Consider the following 19379-nt stretch of genomic DNA (forward strand, 5'->3'; position numbering starts at 1 on the left):
GTGCCCGGAGGCACTGATTTTACTCGACGAGCTCAGCCTTAATGCTGGTAAACACCGGCCCGCGGAAGTCGATCTTGTGTTTCTTGCCCTGGATGTACCGGAGCGCAACCGGGTCGACTTTAATGTACACGTCTCCGGGGGCGCGGGACATCTTGACGGTGGTCTCGTATACGCCTTCCTCGATGTTGCGGGCGGCTGCGTTGGCGATCGCGTCGATGTTCCTGATGCCGGTCGGGGCGCCTTTTTGGGCTACTTCGGCGAACTTGGGGTTGTTTAAGGGGATGCCGAGGAGGTCGCCCTTGTAGACGTACGCCTCGTTCATGATGGCGCCGCCGCAGAGCTTTTTGCCTTCCTCTTTCTCTTCGAGGTAGACCTTGATTTTCTTGCCGTTAAGGGTGCCTTCCCAGGCGTCGAACCTGCACGGGCTCGGCGCAGAACCGTTCCTTTCGACAGTGGCGATGATGGCCATGGCGATGTCGTGGCCTTCTTTCGTCTGCGGGTGCTTCTCCATGGAGATCATGTGGGCGATCTCTGCATCGGTCAGGTCCCACTCTTCCTTGAACTGCGGGTAGACCATGTCACGCATGTCCTTCGCCTGGTGAAGAATCATGGCGAGGCGTTCCACGCCGAGGCCGAGATTCATGACGGGATAAGGAATGTCATACTGTGCCAGAGCTGTAGCAGAATATACACCGAAGGTAGCTATCTCTACCCATCCATCCTTGTACTTAGTGTTGCTGCCCTTCAGCGCAGGGTGGTACCCATAGACCTCGATCTGGGTATCTGGTGTATAGTATTTGCTGCGCTTGTCGTCGGGCTTGAACTTGAACTGGGAGAAGCCGAACTGTCTGAGGAGGCCTGCTGCGACGGCTTTGCCATGCTCGACCGTGACTTCGGGGTCCATGATCACGCAGGATGCGGAGTGGTACGCTCTCAGCCTGTCGGCGTTCTCTTCCTGCTCCCGGCGGAACACGAGGTCCACGGAGAACAGCTTGAGCGGCGTCGTGCGGCGGTTGACCATCGAGGCCAGCGAGATGAACCAGCCCGAGGTCATATGGCTCCTGAGAGTTTTACGGGAGGCCACTGGCTCCAGCTTCTTGAACTCGGGGAAGACGTGGTCGATCATGACTGCGATCTTCGAGTCCTGAATCTTCAGGCCGGCCGCCAGGTCTGCGACCAGGTCGTCGCCCTCGATCTCGCCCTTCTTGTACTTGTGCAGGATTTCCCGTATAGTTTCTTTATCCGTATCCGCCAGAGTGCGGCCGAAGATATGCTCGATCTGAGCAAAGCGCTCGTCAGAAATCCCTACGTTGGGCCTGGGGAGGCCGCCGATGTAGTAAACTCTGTCCAGAACGGCCAGCGCCTCGTAGTTGAACTGGCGGAAGATGTCGCTTTCCTCGATGATGATCGGGTTGACCATTTCTTCGAAGCCGAGGTTAAGGTAAGCTTCCCGGAGTTTGTTAAGCGTGTCGTAGACCGGATGAGCCTTACCGGGCTCGTTGTGCATTGTATAATCCCTGTTCGGGTCCGGCTGCGCGACGTACTTGCCGCTGGTACTCCAGGCCCTGTCAAAGTCTTCTTTCGTCTCCAGCTTTACCTGCTCAGGATCGAACTTCATAGAAAATGGCCTCTGTGATATGGTTTTGTATAATGTAAGTAATGCTGATATTATATAGGATTTGTGATAACTGGCCTGCTCTGCTGAACAAAGGCCTTCACGCTGCAAGATTCTGGCGCGGAACACTTTTATGGGGTGCGATACATTAAGAGGCTGTTCATGCGAGACACCGAGCTTTACGCACTGGTCGCAGCAGGCGGGTTTGCTGGAGCTAGCGCACGGTATGTAGTCAACGCCATAGTGCCCTCGATGCCGGGAATATTGATAATCAACGTACTCGGCTGTATCGTACTGGGCTTCCTGCTTTACGAATCGCTTTTTACCGGCATGTTCAGCCCGACCGTCCGGGCCGTCTTCGGCTCTGGCTTCATCGGCGCTTTCACGACCTTCTCGACGTTCAGTCTCCAGACGCTGCAGGCATCTCCTGAGATCGCCGTTCTCAACGTGCTCGGCAACCTGTTCCTCGGGCTCGCAGGAGTCCTGATCGGCCGCCAGGCGGCGATGCTGCTGGCGAGGGGGCCAAAATGGACCCGCTAGTGCTCGTCGGCATCGGTGGTGCCGTTGGCTCGCTGCTTCGCTTTCAGATCTCCCGCATGCAGGCGCCGAGGGGAATACCTCCCGGAACCCTGTTCGTGAATGTCACAGGCAGCTTCCTGATCACTCTCTTAATCGGCCTGGACGTGACGGGAGAGATGTACGATCTCCTCTGCACGGGCATTCTCGGAGGCTATACGACCTTTTCCACCTTCGGGTTCGAAACCTTCCGCCTGATCGAGAGCCGGGACTATAAGACCGCAGGTGCCAATATCCTCTATAATGTGGCCGGAAGCCTGCTGGCAGCCTACCTCGGGTTTAAGGTAGCAGGCCTGATAATGTGACCGATTGGTAATGTTAAATACCTGTAAAGTACAAGGGGATAACTAATGTTTACTAATGGAATGCTACTTCGAATATACGTCTCGGAGACCGCCAGGATCCACGATCAGCCGGCCTACAAGTACCTCGTAGAGTACTTCCGGCAAAAAGGCTTCCCCGGCTGCACAGTCTACCGCGGGCTCATGGGCTTCGGCCACGAAAAAGACATCAAAAGCTTCGACGTCTTCCGCCTGTCCCTCGACCTCCCCGTCGTGGTAGAAGTCGCCGACACAGCCGAGCGGGTCATGGAAGTCCGCGACGAAGTCGACAGCCTCGTCCAGCACGGGCTCGTCATAACCCAGCCGGTGAGCATGTCCCGAAAACTACCATGACAAAAACAGAGGTTCTAACCACGGCGGCACGGCGGCACGGCGATCGGGCGAGACATGATAACAAGAACTATTTTTTGAACCACGGCGGCACGGCGGCACGGGGACAACCGTGTATCGCCATTCCTGGAAAAAATGTTCGAACCACGGCGGCACGGCGGCACGGAGACAAAGCGCACCCGAATGGCAAGGCTCTTTTTATGATCCACGGCGACACCGAGGCCCGAGGGCACGGAGACAATCACCTTTTCCAGTATTATTGTGCTAAGCCTGATAGGATTCAACGGGGCGTTGGAGCTTTCAGACTATTGATCAGATACCCAGGCTGAAATGATTACCTGGTAAGCAGCTTTTGGTTAATGCACTGTCTCCGTGTCGCCGTGGACTGAAAAAGAGTTCACTTTTTACCGGTTCACTACTGTCGCTGTGTCGCTGTGCCGCCGTGGTTTCAATAACCATCCAGCCATCGTTTCTCGTACTGTCGCTGTGTCGCCGTGCCGCCGTGGTTCTAGTCACCATCCGGCTATTTGTGGATCGCACTGTCTCTGTGTCGCTGTGCCGCCGTGGTTTCAGTAACCACTGGCTAATGGTTGATCGTACTACCATTGTATCGCTGTGTTACCGTGGTAAGAATTACAATTGTTTATTTACTATACGGTACCGGCATACTTATTATGCCTTAGGTCTACAACATAACTAAATCTAGGTCAGAGGTAGGGGAATGCAGCCGGAAAAAATCTTGAACGCGGAGTGGAAGCGCCAGGCGCACGGTAAGATCACTCACGTTTACATGACCCCTGACGGCTCGTTTATCGGGGCCGCCTCGGAAGATCACGATGTTTACCTCATGGAGTTCGGTGGTAAGCTTTTATGGGCGAACACCACTGGCGACGAGGTGGCGTTCGTCAAGGTTTCGGACGACGGGGAATATGTCGTCTCTCATTCGAAGGACAGTATCATCTCCTTCTTTAACAAGCGGGGAGAGCAGCTCTGGACGTACCGTGTGGGTAAGCGGCTGAATACGGTAGATATGGATCCGGAAGGCTCGCTGATCGTAGCCGGCTACGATGACTGTTCGGTAAGGTTCCTCGACAGGAAAGGCACTGTAACCTGGAGCAGGACCTTCAGAAAGCCCGTGACGTCCGTTTGTGTTTCCGGCAGCGGCAGCCTGATCGTGGTGGGTACGGCCGAAGGCCGGACTTACATGTTCACCCGGGAGGGGCAGCTCCGGTGGGAGTTCATCACTAACTCGCCTGTCGTATATGTCTTCACTGCGTTCGACGGGGAGTTCAGCTACGTGCTCGAAGTGATGAACAATACTTTGTACTGCCTGAGCGACAGGGGCAACGAACTGGCCAGCAGCACTTATGCGGGCCAGATTAACGACCTCTCTATCACGGATGATGGCCGCTATCTGGCCATCGGCTTCACTAACTCGCAGGTTTACTTCACGGATAAGAACCTGAACATGCTGTGGAAAGCGATCATTCCCGGGCCCGTAGTCCGGGTGAAAATATCCGATGACGGCAGCCTGGTTTTCGCTACGACGGCCTCCAAGGGTGTCTACGTCCTGAACAAGAAAGGTGACCAGCTCCTGATGTACCTCTTCGAAGATGTTGCCCTCGGCCTCGGCTGCAGCGGCGACGGTAACTACTTCGCGACGGGGGCCAGAGATACCACCTACCTGTTTAGCATCAACCGGTATCTCCAGTACCTCGCAAGGGAGCAGGTGAAAGTCTTAAAGCTCATGGAAGCAGACCGGCAGAAAGCACTTCGCGGCAAAGACGGCAAGCCCGTAGACCCGCGGCCTGGAGCACCTGCCGGCCCCGCCAACGTCTGCGTCAGGTGCGGTGCGCCTATTCTTAGCAGCAGAACTTTCTGTAATTACTGCGAGATGATGAACCGGCGTGGGCAGTAGCCTGAAATAAAATCTCTCTTTCTCACGCGCTAAAAAAGTCTGCTCTGCCTGCCCTTCTTCTCCTGCTCTTTCAGCACCCCGTCTAGCTCGTGCATGTTTACGACGAGCCCTTCTCTGCGGTAAAAGATGGAATTGATAAACCATTTCCGCAGGAACGCGTAGAACTGTTCACCTCTCACGTTGGGCAGGTTACACTCCCGGAGAACGTCGGCGCTTAACGGAGGTAAACGCTTGTGGTACTGGCTGTCTTTAATCATTGAAAAGCCATCATCGGTCTCCCGAAAGAGGCCGACATAAGAAGGCAGCCATTTAGGCTCTTTCTGCTTGCTGCCCAGCACGAGCCAGATGTAGTCTGCCAGCATTGCGTAGTGGGGTAACTGCTCTAAGAACCGGTTGACGTCATCGTGGTCGCTCTTGAACTCGATGAGGTGCAGGCCTGCGCTGAGGCGGAGACCAGTAGAGAAAGACTGTTCGGCGCTGATCCGCTTTACAAGATAATCGCACCGGTGCTCTGCGGCGTCGCAGGAGATGTACTTCTTGATGGTCTTACGATCTGCCATCAAGGCGTTCAGCTCTCTTTCGGAAACGACAGTTCCCGCGGACTTATCCCTGAACCCTTCCAGCAGGCAGTGCTCATCGTAGATCGGCTCGAAGTTCGCCAGGAAGTGCTTCTTGCGGTCGGCGCAGGTGCCGTCCAGTAAATACTTGTTACAGGCCCTTACAGCGCTGACCGGGGCGCTTTCAGTCAAGCCTTCAAAAGAAGTCTCTTCAGGCACGTAAACGGCGAGATCGAACATGCCAAAGCGGGCTTCCTCTAAGACGTATGGTGTCTCCTTGAGGAGGATTTCTTTCATTCTGCGCTGCAGCACGTCTTCTTCGGTCATGCTTAAAAGTACCTCTTAAGAGCTATTATGTCTCTCCTGATCTGCTTCGATATAATAGCGATTACAAAAACGATACAAATACTTTATTATAAGGATGATGCCCGTCTACGATCTTAAACTTCTTTTCACACCGGTAAATTTAAGGTGCTATCCAGATATTATAATCGATTATATTTCAAGGGTTACATATGGAAGCAAAATATCTAAAAGCGATTAAGGCGGGTTTGATTTGTGCAGTCATCATCATACTCACAAGGTTTGCATCTCATTTTATCTTTGACTGGGCTCTATCAAAGCCGTCAGTAAGGGAATGGGCCGCACAGCAGTCCTTGAATCCTGTGTACTATCCTCCAGGTACGACCGATATTCCGCCTGAAGTGATGATTGCCGGAATCGCCCTCATCGCTGGGGGTTTAATCATCTTTGCCCTGTATGTGCTGGCAGGTATTCTGGCAGCCTGGTTTACCGCAAAGGCGGCAACGGGTATGGCGGATCTGCTGATCGCAGGAGCAATAGCCGGAGCCGTCTCTCAGGCTGTCAGCGTGCCATTTCAGTTGGGCTTCATCCTACTTTCCAACATGTACTATGGAGGAGTTGGAAGCCTAATGGGCGATATTCAATCCTGGCTCTTAAGCGCCCTTATCGGGGAGTTAATCGTCTACAGCATAATTGCTGCAATACTCGCCGCAATAGCTGCGCTGCTTACTGGTGCTATGATCAAAGCGTTCGGCAAGAAACATAGGGTGGAATAACAGGAAGCGACCCTGTTATTCATTGCTTTTGATGTAATCGTCGATAGCCTGAGCGGCTTCTTTCGCCTGGCCCATCGCGCTGATCACGGTCGCAGAGCCCGAGACTGCGTCGCCGCCGGCGAACACGCCTTCCCTGGAGGTCATAAACGAGTAGCCGTCCACTTCCAGGCCGCCGTGGCCGTTGGTCTTGAGGCCGGGGGTCGTCTTGACGAGCAGCGGGTTCGGTGAGGTGCCGATGGCTATGATGACCGTATCGACGTCGATGACAGTCTCGCTGCCTTTGACCGGTACAGGCTTTCTGCGGCCGGATGCGTCGGGCTCGGTAAGCTCCATGGTGATGACTTCGATGCCTTTGACCCAGCCTTTTTCGTCGCCTACCACTTTCGTCGGGTTGGTGAGCAGCCTGAATTCGATGCCTTCCTCTCTGGCGTGGATGACTTCCTCACGCCTTGCCGGCATCTCTTCTTCGCCCCTGCGGTAAATCAGGTAGACGTGGGCTCCGAGCCTTCTGGCGGTCCTCGCAGCGTCCATGGCTACGTTGCCGCCGCCGACGACTGCGACCTTCTGGCTTTGCTTGATCGGGGTGTCGTGTTCCGGGAACTGGTAGGCCTTCATCAGGTTGACTCTGGTCAGGTACTCGTTGGCCGAGTATACTCCGCAGAGGTTTTCGCCGGGGATTCCCATGAATGTGGGGAGGCCTGCGCCGCTGCCGATGAAGACGGCGTCGTACTCTTTCAACATTTCGTCGATCGTGATGGTCTTGCCCACAATCTGGTTGAGCCTGATCTCGACTCCGAGGCTCTTGACGTAGTCCACTTCTCTGGCCACGATGTCTTTGGGCAGCCTGAACTCGGGGATACCGTAGGTCAAGACTCCGCCTGCGGTGTGCAGCGCTTCGAAGATAACTACTTTGTAGCCCATTTTTGCCAGCTCGCCGGCTGCGGTAAGTCCTGCGGGTCCAGAGCCGATGACTGCGACCTTTTTGCCGTTCCATTCCGGGATGACTGGCTTTTCGCCCTGCTTTTCGTGCTCGGCGGCAAACCTTTCCAGGCGGCCGATGGCCACGGGGGTCCACTTCATGTTCAGGATACAGAGCTTTTCACACTGGGACTCCTGGGGGCAGACCCTGCCGCAGATGGCCGGGAGGTTGTTCTTGTCCTTGATGGTGCGGGCGGCATCTTCGAACTTGCCCTCCTTGATCTCGTCGATGAACTTTCTGATATCAATGCCTACCGGGCAGCCTTCGATGCACATGGGAGTCTTGCACTTGAGGCAGCGTTTGGCTTCTGCAAGAGCCTGTTCTGGCGTGTAGGTGCCTGCGACTTCGTCGAAATTTTTCACTCTTTCAGAGGGGTCCTGCTCCTTAGGTTCGATCCTGTTGCGCCTGTCGATTATCTCCTTGTCAGGCATAGTGGAACTCCGTCTTTTTCATGCTGGTAAGTTTCAACTGATTTTTTCTCTTCGTCAGCGTACATCCGCCCTCTCGCCATCAGGCCCTCGAAATCTACGAGGTGGGCGTCGAACTCCGGGCCGTCGACGCAGGAAAACTTTGTCTGGCCGCCGACGCTGACCCTGCACGACCCGCACATGCCTGTCCCGTCTACCATGATCGGGTTCAGGCTGACGATCGTCTTGATTCCATGAGGCCTGGTGGTATTGGCGATGTTTTTCATCATGATGAGCGGGCCGATGGCGATGACCCTGTCGATCTTTGTGCCGGAGTTGATCAGGTCGGCTAAGGGCATGGTGACAAAGCCTTTGATGCCCTTCGATCCGTCGTCAGTGGCTATGTGCAGCTCATCGCTGACCGCCCCGAGTTTGTCTTCCCAGAAGAGGTGTTCGGCACTTCTGGCGCCTATGATCGAGATAACTCTGTTACCGCGGGCTTTGAATTCTCTCGCTATCGGGTAGATCGGGGCGATGCCGATGCCGCCGCCGATGCAGACGACGATGCCGTTCTCGATCATTTCGCTCGCGTTCCCCAGCGGGCCGGCCACGTCGTGCAGGCTGCTGCCTTCGCAGATAGAACAAATTTTCCCCGTAGAGCTGCCGACTGGCTGGACTACCATGGTGATAGTTCCTTTTTCCCTGTCATAGTCTGCGATAGTGAGGGGTATGCGCTCCCCCTTTTCACCGGCTCTGACTACGACGAACTGTCCGGCTTGCGCTTTTCGGGCGACGTCCGGAGCCTCCACCACCAGCTGAGTGGTAAAGGTGGCGAGCTCTGTTTTAGAGATGATCCTGTACAAGTTAAGCTCCTTCCGGGTCTTTTTTATTCAAGGCAATCAATGCCATGTGTGCCTTAAATATATTTTGGCTCCAGAGTTTTACAACACCGGGAATAACTGTTGCCAGCCTGATATACTTTCTACTGATTACCAGGCACCTGCTATCCATGATACCTAAATTGTCAATATTTTATATAAATGTATCTATATATGCCTGCCGTACTTTGAGCCTGCCTGAAGATAGCTAAGTATTTGTCTAACTACGCATATACAATCAAAAATTGCGCAGGGGTGGTTTCACGGAAAGCCAGGTGACCCAGACAGTTCAGGTGAACGCAAACAAAAGTATGATGCCCATGAGCACATGCGTGCTGATGCATCACGACGGTCAGGTAGAGCGGATAACCGAAAAGTCCCTCGAGGAATACTTGAGCGTGATTCCCACGGCGAGCGTGGCGTGGGTGGACTATACTTCCCACGACCTGGACAAAGACCTCGAAAAAATCATGGCAGTAATGGGCTTTACCCAGATACCGCCCCCCAAGCTGTTGTCAGGCTTCTTCTCGTCCTACGAAGATGCGGATACCGAGCTGGGCATCATGATGCCATCGGTCATGGTCAAAGACTTCGACGTAAAAGTCCGGCCGCTGGTCATCCTCATGAGGGACAACCTCATCATGACAGTCCACGATCAGGACATCGTCCGCCTGATCAAGCTGTTCCGGTACGCGCCGACTTTCATGAAAAAGATCACGGCCGAGTCCAAGGTCGACAAGGTTACCCTGATACTCGAGCGCATCATCGACGAGAACAACGACCGGAACTTTGAGTACCTGCGGGAGATCGAGAAGCACGGTGACGACATCAGCCGGCGGCTGATCGACGAGGAGTATAACAAAAAGCTGATCGCCCGGGAAATCTACGAGATGAAGCACATCCTGATCACCTACATCGATGCGCTCTGGGCTTCCAAGGACGTCATTGAAAACCTGCGCTACGGCGACGCTGACCTGCTTACGGACGATGACAAGCTGCTGGGCAGGATAGGTATACTGTCCGATAACATCGACCGGCACATCGAGCTGTCGGAGCAGATGTCCAACGTGCTCGCTTCCGGCCTGGAAGTCATGCAGAGCATCTATAACAACCAGCTCCAGCAGATGAATAACCGGTTTGCGCTGGTCACCGCCTACCTCACCGTGCTGGGCACCGCTTTCCTGGTGCCGAACACCATCGCCACGGTAGTCAGCAGCCTGAACTGGAACATGACTGATGCTGTGTGGTACCTGCCCTTCCTGCTCGGGTCGACCATCATCGCTACGCTTATCTCCGTCTTCTGGGTCTGGCATGTCTGGAACAGCAAGAGGGACGATGATATCGTGAGAAAATAGCGATATCTTCTCTCCTTAGTATTACGTTCCAATCAAAAAGTATTTAGGCGTAACTATTTAATAAGAGACCCAGCAAGAGTTGATGTTTCCTATGTCTGTAGACTGGGGATTTACCATCCGAAAATTCATCGTGTACGGCGCGTTATTTGCACTGTTCGCAATCGCCATCTTATTCATGGCAGCGATGGGTGTCCAGCCGTGGCTTATAGCTCTCGTATCCGGAGGTTTCCTGTTTGTCCAGTACTTCTTCTCGGACAAGCTCGTCCTGTGGTCTACGGGGGCTCAGATTGTCAACGAGTCCGAAGCGCCGAGGCTACACATGATGATCGAAAGCTTGTGCACCCGGATGAACATTCCTAAGCCCAGGATTGCCATCGTCTCTAACGACATGCCCAATGCTTTCGCGACTGGCAGAAGCCCTAAAAAATCGGTTGTCGCAGTCACCACCGGCATCCTGAACCGCCTGAACGAGCGGGAGCTGGAAGCCGTGCTGGCGCACGAGCTGTCTCACGTCAAGCACAGGGACATGTTCGTAGTCACTTTCGCCAGCTTCATCGTATCGGTCCTGAGCTGGGTGGTATACCTCGCTCTCTCCATGGTTATCCGGGGAGACGACCGGGACAACTTTGCAGCCACCATGGCAGCGTGGATGGTTTCCATGGTCTTCTCCAACACGATCGGCCTCATCATCATCAATACCGTATCCCGGTACAGGGAATATGGGGCTGACGAGGGCGCCGCATACGCGACCGGAAGTCCGGACGGCCTGATCAGCGCCCTGAAAAAGATCTCGGGCGCCAGGTACTCGGGCGACGACGCCAGAGGTCTCGAGTCTGCCAAAGCCCTGTGCATTTCCTCGACTTCCGGCTCGGCGCTGCTGGAGCTATTCTCCACCCATCCGCCGATGGAAAAGCGGATTGCCAGGCTGGAGCAGATCAGGACTAAGATGCGCGGCTACTGAGATCAGTCGATACGTGCCAGGTGCACTCGACCGGTTTCTCTTTTTTCATCCGCTTTGATGGCTGCCAATTGTCATCTGCCGGCAGGCTGTTTACGTTAATACGTTTCCAATGGTTTTTACCGTCGCCAGTACCACATTTTTTAAATGATCGAGGAAATCAGCGGCACAAAATGTGTGGTAGACCCCGGGGGCCGTGTAGTCTGGGCCAGCTATGAGTTCGACAGGTGGTTTTCCAGGGGGAGTAAAAAAGCCGTCGGTAAGTCTATTGAATCACTATTCCCCGGGCTCTACAAGGAGTGCCCGAAAGGAGTCGTGATTCCTCATATCGACTACAAGGGCCTCAAGCACTTTCTCGAAGCCAGGTGCGAAACTACCTACGATGAAAACGGCAAAGAGATCAGCAGCCTGATCTCTTTTAAAGATGTCACGCTTCTCCAGGTACTGCTTAACATTTCTGTGCTTACGATGTCCACCACGACACCAGTAGCGCTGCTCGATCAGGCGATAGGCGCCATCAGCGATACTTTCGGCTACAGGACGATCGCAACCATGCTCTATAAGGACGGTTACCTCGAGCTGGCGGTGAGCAGGGGCTACAGTCCCCGGCTCCAAACCCTTTTCACGAGGCAAAAGGTGAGCTCCGAGGAACGTGGCCTGGCCGGCCGCAGCGCTTATACCTCGACGGTGATCACCAAAGAGATCAAAGAAGGCACGGTATCCCCCAAGTTGCTGGAAGAGTCCCGCCGGCTTGACATCCACTGGGCGACTACCATACCTCTGACGGATCGAAACGGGCTTCTCGGAGTGCTGGCTTTCTCTACCTCCGCGCCCCCCGATACCGATGAGATCGACCTGCTCAAAACCGTCTGCAACCAAATTACTGTCAGCCTGCGAAAGATCATCTTTGAGGAAGCGCTGGTCAACGCCCGCAACGAGCTCGAGCTGTACGTGGATTTGATGTGCCACGACATCACCAATGCCATCCAGATATCCCTGGGTTACATGGAGCTGGTCGAAAGTGATGCCAGCACTACAAATTATGGCTACGTCAACTGCTCGATGAATGCCCTTCATAAGATAAACCGCCTGATAGGTACTGTGAGGACGCTAAGAAATGCACCCAACGTGAAAATCAAGGATGTCAGCCTGAAAAATGCAATCGACAGTGCAGTGAGCGTATTGAAATGCAGCCGCTCGGCTGAAGAGAAAGAGCTGAGTATCATCACTGATAATATCACAGATATTAAAGTCCGGGCCAACACCCTGCTCAAAGATGTCATTTATAACCTTCTCGAATCGACCGTCAGGCGTATTCGCTTTCACGGCTCGATCTGGATCAGGACAGAACAAAAGGATCATGCCTGCTTGCTTATCCTCGAAGACAGCGGTCCGGGCATGATCGAAGCTCCCGGGACTAAACCCCATACGGACGTACCGGCAGTCAGCCTGCACGAGACGCCCAGTATTAACATGTATTTTGTGTTCAGCATCGTCAAAAATTACGGTGGCAGCATGATCATAGAAGATCGGATACCGGGTGAGCTGGAGCACGGCAACCGGGTCATCATCTCTCTGAAGTGCAGTGAGTCGGCGAGCTGACAATTCATTCGGCAACTGTACAATGCTGATGTCAGGGGTGAGAAGGACTTATTCTGGTTCAGTACCCTTCTTGCCTGCCAGGAAACCTGCCATCCTTTGATATCCGGGGGATGGCTCGACTATACCATGGGCTTTTACAATATTTTTCAGCTTATATAAGACAAATCTACTGTTTTTTCTCATATTTTCCACGGTTGTCTGGTAAGCGTTATATACCACTTATTTATAAATAATTAGATTACTGTAAGGATGATTATTTGGGTGTGTTACGTATGGAAAGTGAAGTCGTTACAAATTCGGGAACTGACAGCCTTATCGGGGCCAGGTCCAGCGTTACGGAAATGATCTGCGATGCGTGCGGTTGTAAACTCGAGCGGGGCCTGATGGCAAACAGTAAGCTATGCCCCGCCTGCGGCGGAAACCTCGTCGGCATACGCATCTTCAGAAATGCCCTGACAGGCAAGATTCTCTTCGCCGAGCGTGTGGATTTCTGAGCTTTAAAGTTTAAAAGCTTTAAATGGGACCATTACTATTAAATATTCTTTCTTTCAATAACTCTTCCGGACGCTACCATGACGATGACACTCAAGATCCAGTGCAGGGACTGTGGTAAGATTAAGCAGGCTGAATTCAACTCGCCAATTCTGCCGCTGATCGATGGATCTTGCTGCGCGGGTACTGCCGAGGATTCCAGGAAATGCGAATGCGGCTGCGAAGCATTCTACGTCATCGACATTGTGTAGCCGGCAGGATGAAACGAGCATGAATCTTAAAAGAATTACCTCACGAATTACTGGCAGGTTCGCCCGCTGGCTTAAAACTTACAAGACAAGCATACTGCTGGCAGGTGTCATTTTTTTCATCCTGATGTATCTGGATCTGCCAGGCTTCCGTACAACTGATATGGAGAAAGTCTTCGGCTCGATCGTGCTGGCCCTCGGCCTGATCAACTTCACCTACTGGACACTCATCAACAGGAAGGCCTCGCAGGTTCAGGAAAAAAGAAAGATCAAGGGCAGGCGCAAGTCGTGAAGCCTGCGATGGCATCGAGCACCCTGGTACCATATTTTTCCATTCTCTTTTCTCCGAACCCCTTGATCTGGCCGAGCTCTTCGATCGACGCGGGCTTCCTGCGGACCAGCTCTGACAGCATCCGGTTGTCGTAGATCGCCGGCAGATATTTAATCCCGTTCTCGCTGGCAAGCGTTTTCCGCAGTGTCTTGAGCGATTCCTCGAGCTGCTGCTCTTCTTCGGTCAAATCCGGGCTTACGGGCTCCCGTTTTTCTGGTAGCGGGGTAAACAGGCCTTGAAATGAAATCATCTTCTCAAAAACAATGGAGAGCCGTTCGTTCTTACCTGTTGCCATCAGGCCGATTTTACCCTGGCAGTCGTAGGGTTTGATCTCCGCAGCCCGGTTCATGTAGCAGATCGGGGCGATGCCGGAAGGCCCGTGAACGATCACGCTGTTATCGGGTTTGACCAGGATGATATATTCGCCCTTACGCGCTTTCGTAGCCCTGCCGGTATACTCGATGCTGGCCAGCCCTTCTCCGAGGCAGAAACAGCCTGCCATCATGCAGGACCTGATCGCGCTGAGGGTTCCGATGATGTCCTTTCTCTCATCCTGGTTCTCGTACCTGTCGCTGCCGTACTTTTCCAGGTAGCGGGTGATCAGCTCGTACATCGCCGGGCTGATGCCATGCTCGTCGCAGTCTGCGATCTTTTGCAGGTCAGCTTCGATCTCTTCCATGGGTACGTTGATGCCCATCCGCATCAGGATGTCTTTCATGTTTAACAGTACTTTAAACTGGGTATCATCCATCATACATAGTTCCTGTCTCCGTGTTAGCAAATGGGAGACAATGACTTATTTACATCATTTTGCATATATATCGAACGATAATGTATGGTGAAAGTATTATCACAGCCGTTTAGAATATTATATTAATATTTTGGGTGTTCGGATGGCTAAGAATATCGAGATACTGGGTTTTGCGGGCAGCTTGAGAAAAGGCTCCTACAATAAGGCATTACTTCGGGCAGCTCTTGAACAGGTGCCCCCGGGAGCAGAGCTTGAAGTCTTCGATCTCGAAGGGATTCCTCCGTACAACCAGGACTTAGATGTCCGGATGCCCGATATCGTAAATGCCTTTAAATCCAAGATTAAAGCTGCTGACGCTATCCTGATCGCTACTCCCGAATACAACTATTCTATGCCTGGCGTACTTAAAAATGCCATCGACTGGGCTTCTCGCCCTATTGGTGATAACTCGTTCGACGATAAGCCGGTCGCTATCATGAGCGCGTCCATCGGTATGCTCGCAGGCGCAAGAGCCCAGTACCACCTGAGGCAGACCTTCGTATACATAAATATGCATCCGGTCAACCGTCCCGAAGTCATGGTGCCGTTTGCGGCCGACAAGATCGACAGTACTGGCAATGTGACGGATGAGAAGACGAGGCGGAAAATAAGGGAGTTGCTTGAGAGTCTCGTAGTCTGGACGAAACGCCTGAAAAGCGCTTGAGCCGGATGTGAAAACCAGATGAGGTATCTCAGCCATGCCGGTTAACGAGAATTCAGGAGAGCCTCCTGCGACTGATCCCTACAAGCGGCACACACAGTCTACCAACATTACGAACGAGCTGGTCATCCGCCAGGATAACCTTACCTTTGTCACGCTGGACAACGGTGAAATCCCGATCGGAGGCAACTACGGCTACGGATTGTATTTTAAAGACTGCCGGTTTTTGAGTGGCTACCTTCTGAAGATCATGGGCATGTCACCTACGCCCATCCTCTCTAACGACGAGCGGGGATACCAGTCTCTGGTCGTCATGACCAACCCGGAGTTCCTCGACTGCAAGGGCGACACCATCGATAAGGAAACGATTCTCATCAGCCGGAACACCGTCATCCCGGGCTGCATCCTGGAAACCCTCACCGTCGAGAACTATAACCCGGTGAACGTCACCCTCGACATCCTCATGGAGTTCGACGCCGACTTCACCGACATCTTCACCATCCGGGGAATAACCGGGCCCGCAGGCGGGACTATATTGCCAGTAGGGTACAGCGGAGGCGAGATGCGTTTGTCCTGCGCGGGAAAAGACGGTCACCTCCGGGAAACGATCATCTCTTTCGAGCCGGCTCCTCGCATCGTAAACGGGAAGTCGTGTACTTTCCAGCTGAGCCTCAGGCCTCACGAAACCCGGGCCATCAAGGTGCAGATCTTCGTCAGTGATACTGCGCCCGGGCAGCCGGGCTTGAAAGAACCTGTCGATGTCGGACAGCAGATGAATAAGATATTGCGATCTTATATCGCTGCAGTCGAGTGCTGTAATAACATCCCTACCAGCAACAACATCTTCAACAGTATCATGGAACGCTCTCTGGCAGACCTCACCATGATGCGGATGAGCCAGTATGGCCATACATACCATTCAGCCGGGGTACCCTGGTACGATGCTCTGTTCGGCCGGGACAGCCTGATTTCCGCTCTCCAGCTGCTGCCGTATGGCACTGAACCGGCCCGGAGCACGCTGCTGTTGAACGCGAAGTACCAGGGCCGGAAATATGATGACTGGACCGAAGAAGAGCCGGGGAAAATCCTGCATGAGCTCCGGGTGGGAGAGATGGCTAACCTGAATCTGATTCCCCAGCGACCGTACTATGGCACGGTTGATGCAACCCCTCTGTTTTTGATCTTGCTGGCGGAGTACATCGACTGGACAGGTGATACAGGGATGCTGAAGCGTCTGGAATCCAATGTCGACGCCGCACTCCGCTGGATAGCCGACTGCGGAGACATCGGCGGAAGGGGTTTTACATCCTATGCGGTAAAATCCGATCTGGGCATATATAATCAGGGATGGAAAGATTCCTTCGACTCGGTCAGCCGCTCTGACGGCACCCTGGCAAAAAAGCCGATAGCGCTGGCAGAAGTACAAGGCTACGTATACATGGCTAAAAAGCGGCTTTCTCCATTGTTCAAGTTGATCGACAGGCACGATGATGCTAACCGGCTTAACCGGGAAGCCGATGATCTGAAAGAGCGATTCAACCGCGAGTTCTGGATGGGCGATAGAACTTACTTTGCCCAGGCCCTGGATGCCGAAGGTATCTGCGATGTAATCTCCTCTAACCCTGCACAGTGCCTCTGGACAGGAATACTGGACTCCGGATACGTAAAACCCTTTGTAGCCAGGCTCTTCGAGAGCGACATGTTCACCGAGTGGGGCATCAGGACGCTATCCTCCTCAGAGAAGCGGTATAACCCTCTCGGCTATCACAATGGCACGATCTGGCCTCACGATAATTCCATCATTGCCATGGGCCTGAGAAAGTACGGTTTTGTCAACGAGCTCTCTGTCGTCTTCACCGGTATGTATGAGGCGGCACGAATGTTCACCAACTACCGGCTGCCCGAGTGTTTCGGGGGCTTTCCCCGGTCAAAATACAGCCTGCCTGTCAAGTATCCGGTCGCATGCAGCCCCCAGGCCTGGGCCTCGGGAGCGATACCCCAGATGCTCACGGCATGCCTGGGACTGGTCCCTGATGCGCTCCATAACCGTCTAACGCTAAACAAGCCTCACCTGCCCTCGTGGCTAAATAAAGTACAGTTCAACAATATCCGGGTGGGGGATACCCTGATCAGCCTCGATTTCAGGCGAATCGAAGATAAGACTATGGTCAACGTGGCCAGAAAAGAGGGCGACCTTAATGTATTGATCGAGTATTAGGATTGGATAGCAAAACCGCCCTTTAAAACACGCCGTTTTATAAATCCGTAGTCCTAAAAATCTACCATAGAATGTTGGCGGAGGCCTTGTTATCCCCTCTCACCCTTCGTGGACCTACCTGATGGACGAGAATCAGCTGCCTGAAGCTGTGATGGTGGTAAAATTTCCCTTTGGCATTCCGGTGATGCTGGTGAAAAAACTGGGGACAGTCTACGCTGTATCAAATAAATGCGCCCACATGGGCTGTACGCTTTCCCGGGGTACTTTATGGGGATTTACAGTACAATGCCCTTGCCATGAGTGGTCGTTCGACATACGCACGGGAGAGTTCATTACTGCAGGGGAAATCAAGCTGCCGGTCTATGAGACGAAGGTCGAGGACAACAAGATCTACGTGAAGATATAGGGGGCATCATATGGTCAAAATCTCAATGTACACCTTGAGCACCTGCCCGTTCTGCCGCAAGACCAAGAAATACTTCCGGGACAGGGGCATACCGTTCGATTATGTCGACTACGATACTGCCAACGAAAAAGAGCAGGAGCGGATTGCCGCAGATATGATGAAGCAAACCGATCACATAGCTTTCCCGTTCGTCCGTATAGGCGATACCGTCGTGATAGGTTTCAACCCTGACAGGTACGAGCTGCTGCTCAAAGCGGAAAAGAGTCAGGCAGCGGCCACTTAGGTGGTAAACTTGGACGTCGAGGCCCGAAAGAAAGCTCTGCGCTTTCAGTTCGAGAAAACGGTCGATCAGCTGGGCTACAAGTTTACCCCTGACGAGGATACAGTCGATTTCTGCCTGGAGCAGGAAGTCCGGCTGGAACAAAAATACGGGGTACCCTACTGCCCATGCCAGGGCCTGACCAACGATCACAAGGCGAACATGAAGATCGTCTGTCCATGTATTCCCTATCACAAGGAGCACTTCGACTACATGAAGATGTGCTGGTGCGGCCTGTATGTGCTGAAGGAAGTGACTGATCCTGAGCCTCTAAGGCAGATACCCTACGACGAATTTTTGAAACGTACCGGGAGGGGATAAGGTGTTTAAGGACGTGGCAAAGACCGATGAAATCCTGCCCGGCGGCATGAAAGCATACGAGGTCGAGGGCATCGAAATCGTGTTATGCAACGACAATGGTAAGTTCTACGCTTTCGAGCGGAGGTGCGGGCACATGAATGCCCCTCTGGACATGGGCACCTTAAACGGTTACATCGTGACCTGTCCCTTGCACAGCGTACAGTTCGACGCGGCCACAGGCAAAGCTTTGAGCGGAATTATGCCTTCTTACGGGGGCGAAGAGCCGGTGCCTAAGTCGATGGTAGGCACTTTTGCCTGGCTGGCGAGCCTTATGGAGCACGTGAAAATTCATGACTTGAGGACTTATGTTGTAAGAGTTCAAGATGGTGTTATAAGTGTCGATATTTGAAGGCGCTGATTCTCGCGATTGCACCAGTTAATTTGCCGCAAAACACTTTTATTTGGCTAATTCGTAATTAGTTTTTTCTATTTTCATTTTTGTTCAGATTGTCTGTACAAAGCGGTTGTACTCATATATATACCCCTGATTGCTAAGTAAGTTATTGACGCAGCAGGAAACTGGCAATAAAAGTCGCAAGCTATATACCCCCCCAAACTATTGCTGCTAAGCCAGGTTCCCGCTGCATTAAACTAATATGCTGGTATGCCTATGGAAATACTGAAGACAATTTCGTACGCCGGGACCATGGAAGTCCTCGCATCGGTCGGCAAGGGTCCGAAACGCTTCAGCGACATCATGTTCGAGACCAAGCTGAACCCGGGTATCCTCAACCGCGTCCTCAAGACTCTCATGACTAACGGGATCCTGGAGAAGTGCCAGAACGACGAGGGCTATAAGCTCACCGAGAAGGGCGTCAAAGTCTCGATGTACATCCTCAAGATCCTCGAAGTCTCCAACAACAACAACGAGACCCCGGAGAACCTGAAGCTGATCAAGGCTATGACCCTTAACCTTGAGCACGCCAGGAACTCAATATCCGCTTAAGGTGGGCCGGAAG

At 53.1% G+C, this 19379-nt stretch carries 25 protein-coding genes; 18 read left to right on the forward strand and 7 right to left on the reverse strand.

Features of this window, described 5'->3' with window-relative positions; translation table 11 throughout:
• Positions 1–19: 19 nt before the first annotated feature.
• Entirely contained in the window at positions 20–1618 is a 1599-nt protein-coding gene (sepS, locus tag ACPLPM_RS10800) for an O-phosphoserine--tRNA ligase (RefSeq protein WP_424356787.1), read from the reverse strand.
• Positions 1619–1777: 159 nt separating this feature from the next.
• Here sepS and crcB point away from each other — a divergent pair, with 159 nt between their 5' ends.
• The 4 genes from crcB (at position 1778) to ACPLPM_RS10820 (ending at position 4780) form a co-directional block, all read left to right on the forward strand.
• Positions 1778–2155 (forward strand): fluoride efflux transporter CrcB, encoded by a 378-nt coding sequence (gene crcB / locus ACPLPM_RS10805; RefSeq protein WP_424356788.1) that lies wholly within the window; start codon positions 1778–1780, stop codon positions 2153–2155.
• Positions 2143–2496 carry a fluoride efflux transporter FluC gene (locus tag ACPLPM_RS10810; protein ID WP_424356789.1) on the forward strand — a complete coding sequence of 118 codons (354 nt, stop codon included), beginning with the start codon at positions 2143–2145 and terminating at the stop codon, positions 2494–2496. Before crcB ends, ACPLPM_RS10810 begins: the two co-directional genes overlap by 13 nt.
• 45 nt (positions 2497–2541) lie before the next feature.
• Positions 2542–2865 (forward strand): DUF190 domain-containing protein, encoded by a 324-nt coding sequence (locus tag ACPLPM_RS10815; RefSeq protein ID WP_424356790.1) that lies wholly within the window; start codon positions 2542–2544, stop codon positions 2863–2865.
• A 718-nt stretch (positions 2866–3583) separates the two neighbouring features.
• Positions 3584–4780 (forward strand): WD40 repeat domain-containing protein, encoded by a 1197-nt coding sequence (locus ACPLPM_RS10820; RefSeq protein WP_424356791.1) that lies wholly within the window; start codon positions 3584–3586, stop codon positions 4778–4780.
• A 29-nt stretch (positions 4781–4809) separates the two neighbouring features.
• Here ACPLPM_RS10820 and ACPLPM_RS10825 read toward each other — a convergent pair whose 3' ends face one another.
• Positions 4810–5664 carry a hypothetical protein gene (locus ACPLPM_RS10825; RefSeq protein WP_424356792.1) on the reverse strand — a complete coding sequence of 285 codons (855 nt, stop codon included), beginning with the start codon at positions 5662–5664 and terminating at the stop codon, positions 4810–4812.
• Between the two features lie 188 nt (positions 5665–5852).
• Here ACPLPM_RS10825 and ACPLPM_RS10830 point away from each other — a divergent pair, with 188 nt between their 5' ends.
• Complete coding sequence (locus ACPLPM_RS10830; protein WP_424356793.1) at positions 5853–6416, forward strand: hypothetical protein; 564 nt, start codon at positions 5853–5855, stop codon at positions 6414–6416.
• Positions 6417–6431: 15 nt separating this feature from the next.
• Here the strand turns inward: ACPLPM_RS10830 and gltA are convergent, their stop codons facing one another.
• Genes gltA through ACPLPM_RS10845 form a run of 3 tightly spaced genes read right to left on the reverse strand, consistent with a single transcriptional unit; the run spans position 6432 to position 8813 of the window.
• Positions 6432–7826 carry an NADPH-dependent glutamate synthase gene (gene gltA, locus ACPLPM_RS10835; protein ID WP_424356794.1) on the reverse strand — a complete coding sequence of 465 codons (1395 nt, stop codon included), beginning with the start codon at positions 7824–7826 and terminating at the stop codon, positions 6432–6434.
• Positions 7808–8665: a sulfide/dihydroorotate dehydrogenase-like FAD/NAD-binding protein gene (locus tag ACPLPM_RS10840; protein ID WP_424356795.1), complete on the reverse strand. Its 858-nt coding sequence runs from the start codon at positions 8663–8665 to the stop codon at positions 7808–7810. Before ACPLPM_RS10840 ends, gltA begins: the two co-directional genes overlap by 19 nt.
• 1 nt (position 8666) lies before the next feature.
• Entirely contained in the window at positions 8667–8813 is a 147-nt protein-coding gene (locus ACPLPM_RS10845) for a hypothetical protein (RefSeq protein ID WP_424356796.1), read from the reverse strand.
• Positions 8814–8925: 112 nt separating this feature from the next.
• On the opposite strand from ACPLPM_RS10845, the gene ACPLPM_RS10850 reads away from it, so the two are divergent.
• From ACPLPM_RS10850 to ACPLPM_RS10860, 3 genes are all read left to right on the forward strand, one after another.
• Positions 8926–10035, forward strand: coding sequence for a CorA family divalent cation transporter (locus tag ACPLPM_RS10850; protein ID WP_424356797.1), 1110 nt, complete (start codon positions 8926–8928; stop codon positions 10033–10035).
• 91 nt (positions 10036–10126) lie between these two features.
• Positions 10127–10996, forward strand: coding sequence for a M48 family metalloprotease (locus tag ACPLPM_RS10855; protein WP_424356798.1), 870 nt, complete (start codon positions 10127–10129; stop codon positions 10994–10996).
• 144 nt (positions 10997–11140) lie between these two features.
• Positions 11141–12595: a GAF domain-containing protein gene (locus ACPLPM_RS10860; protein ID WP_424356799.1), complete on the forward strand. Its 1455-nt coding sequence runs from the start codon at positions 11141–11143 to the stop codon at positions 12593–12595.
• A 48-nt stretch (positions 12596–12643) separates the two neighbouring features.
• On the opposite strand, the gene ACPLPM_RS10865 is transcribed toward ACPLPM_RS10860, so the two are convergent.
• Positions 12644–12778: a hypothetical protein gene (locus ACPLPM_RS10865; protein WP_424356800.1), complete on the reverse strand. Its 135-nt coding sequence runs from the start codon at positions 12776–12778 to the stop codon at positions 12644–12646.
• A gap of 89 nt (positions 12779–12867) precedes the next feature.
• On the opposite strand from ACPLPM_RS10865, the gene ACPLPM_RS10870 reads away from it, so the two are divergent.
• The 3 genes from ACPLPM_RS10870 (at position 12868) to ACPLPM_RS10880 (ending at position 13627) form a co-directional block, all read left to right on the forward strand.
• Positions 12868–13089 carry a hypothetical protein gene (locus ACPLPM_RS10870; protein ID WP_424356801.1) on the forward strand — a complete coding sequence of 74 codons (222 nt, stop codon included), beginning with the start codon at positions 12868–12870 and terminating at the stop codon, positions 13087–13089.
• A 78-nt stretch (positions 13090–13167) separates the two neighbouring features.
• On the forward strand, positions 13168–13338 hold the full coding sequence (locus tag ACPLPM_RS10875; RefSeq protein WP_424356802.1) for a hypothetical protein: 171 nt from the start codon (positions 13168–13170) through the stop codon (positions 13336–13338).
• Positions 13339–13357: 19 nt separating this feature from the next.
• Entirely contained in the window at positions 13358–13627 is a 270-nt protein-coding gene (locus tag ACPLPM_RS10880; protein ID WP_424356803.1) for a hypothetical protein, read from the forward strand.
• On the opposite strand, the gene ACPLPM_RS10885 is transcribed toward ACPLPM_RS10880, so the two are convergent.
• Positions 13605–14420, reverse strand: coding sequence for an HRDC domain-containing protein (locus tag ACPLPM_RS10885; protein WP_424356804.1), 816 nt, complete (start codon positions 14418–14420; stop codon positions 13605–13607). The genes ACPLPM_RS10880 and ACPLPM_RS10885 overlap by 23 nt on opposite strands.
• A 139-nt stretch (positions 14421–14559) precedes the next feature.
• Between ACPLPM_RS10885 and ACPLPM_RS10890 the strand changes: the two genes are divergently transcribed.
• The 7 genes from ACPLPM_RS10890 (at position 14560) to ACPLPM_RS10920 (ending at position 19366) form a co-directional block, all read left to right on the forward strand.
• Entirely contained in the window at positions 14560–15120 is a 561-nt protein-coding gene (locus ACPLPM_RS10890; protein WP_424356805.1) for an NADPH-dependent FMN reductase, read from the forward strand.
• A gap of 34 nt (positions 15121–15154) precedes the next feature.
• Entirely contained in the window at positions 15155–17335 is a 2181-nt protein-coding gene (locus tag ACPLPM_RS10895; protein WP_424356806.1) for a glycogen debranching N-terminal domain-containing protein, read from the forward strand.
• Between the two features lie 91 nt (positions 17336–17426).
• Positions 17427–17741 carry a Rieske (2Fe-2S) protein gene (locus ACPLPM_RS10900; RefSeq protein WP_424359972.1) on the forward strand — a complete coding sequence of 105 codons (315 nt, stop codon included), beginning with the start codon at positions 17427–17429 and terminating at the stop codon, positions 17739–17741.
• 10 nt (positions 17742–17751) lie between these two features.
• Positions 17752–18024: a glutaredoxin family protein gene (locus ACPLPM_RS10905; protein WP_424356807.1), complete on the forward strand. Its 273-nt coding sequence runs from the start codon at positions 17752–17754 to the stop codon at positions 18022–18024.
• On the forward strand, positions 18025–18381 hold the full coding sequence (locus ACPLPM_RS10910; RefSeq protein ID WP_424356808.1) for a ferredoxin-thioredoxin reductase catalytic domain-containing protein: 357 nt from the start codon (positions 18025–18027) through the stop codon (positions 18379–18381).
• 1 nt (position 18382) lies between these two features.
• Positions 18383–18769, forward strand: a complete 387-nt coding sequence (locus tag ACPLPM_RS10915; RefSeq protein WP_424356809.1) for a Rieske (2Fe-2S) protein — start codon at positions 18383–18385, stop codon at positions 18767–18769.
• A 261-nt stretch (positions 18770–19030) separates the two neighbouring features.
• The gene (locus ACPLPM_RS10920; RefSeq protein WP_424356810.1) at positions 19031–19366 is read left to right on the forward strand and encodes a winged helix-turn-helix transcriptional regulator; all 336 of its coding nucleotides are present in this window, start codon (positions 19031–19033) and stop codon (positions 19364–19366) included.
• Positions 19367–19379: the final 13 nt, after the last annotated feature.

This window comes from Methanocella sp. MCL-LM (assembly GCF_049676595.1).
Classification (GTDB): Archaea; Halobacteriota; Methanocellia; order Methanocellales; family Methanocellaceae; genus Methanocella_A.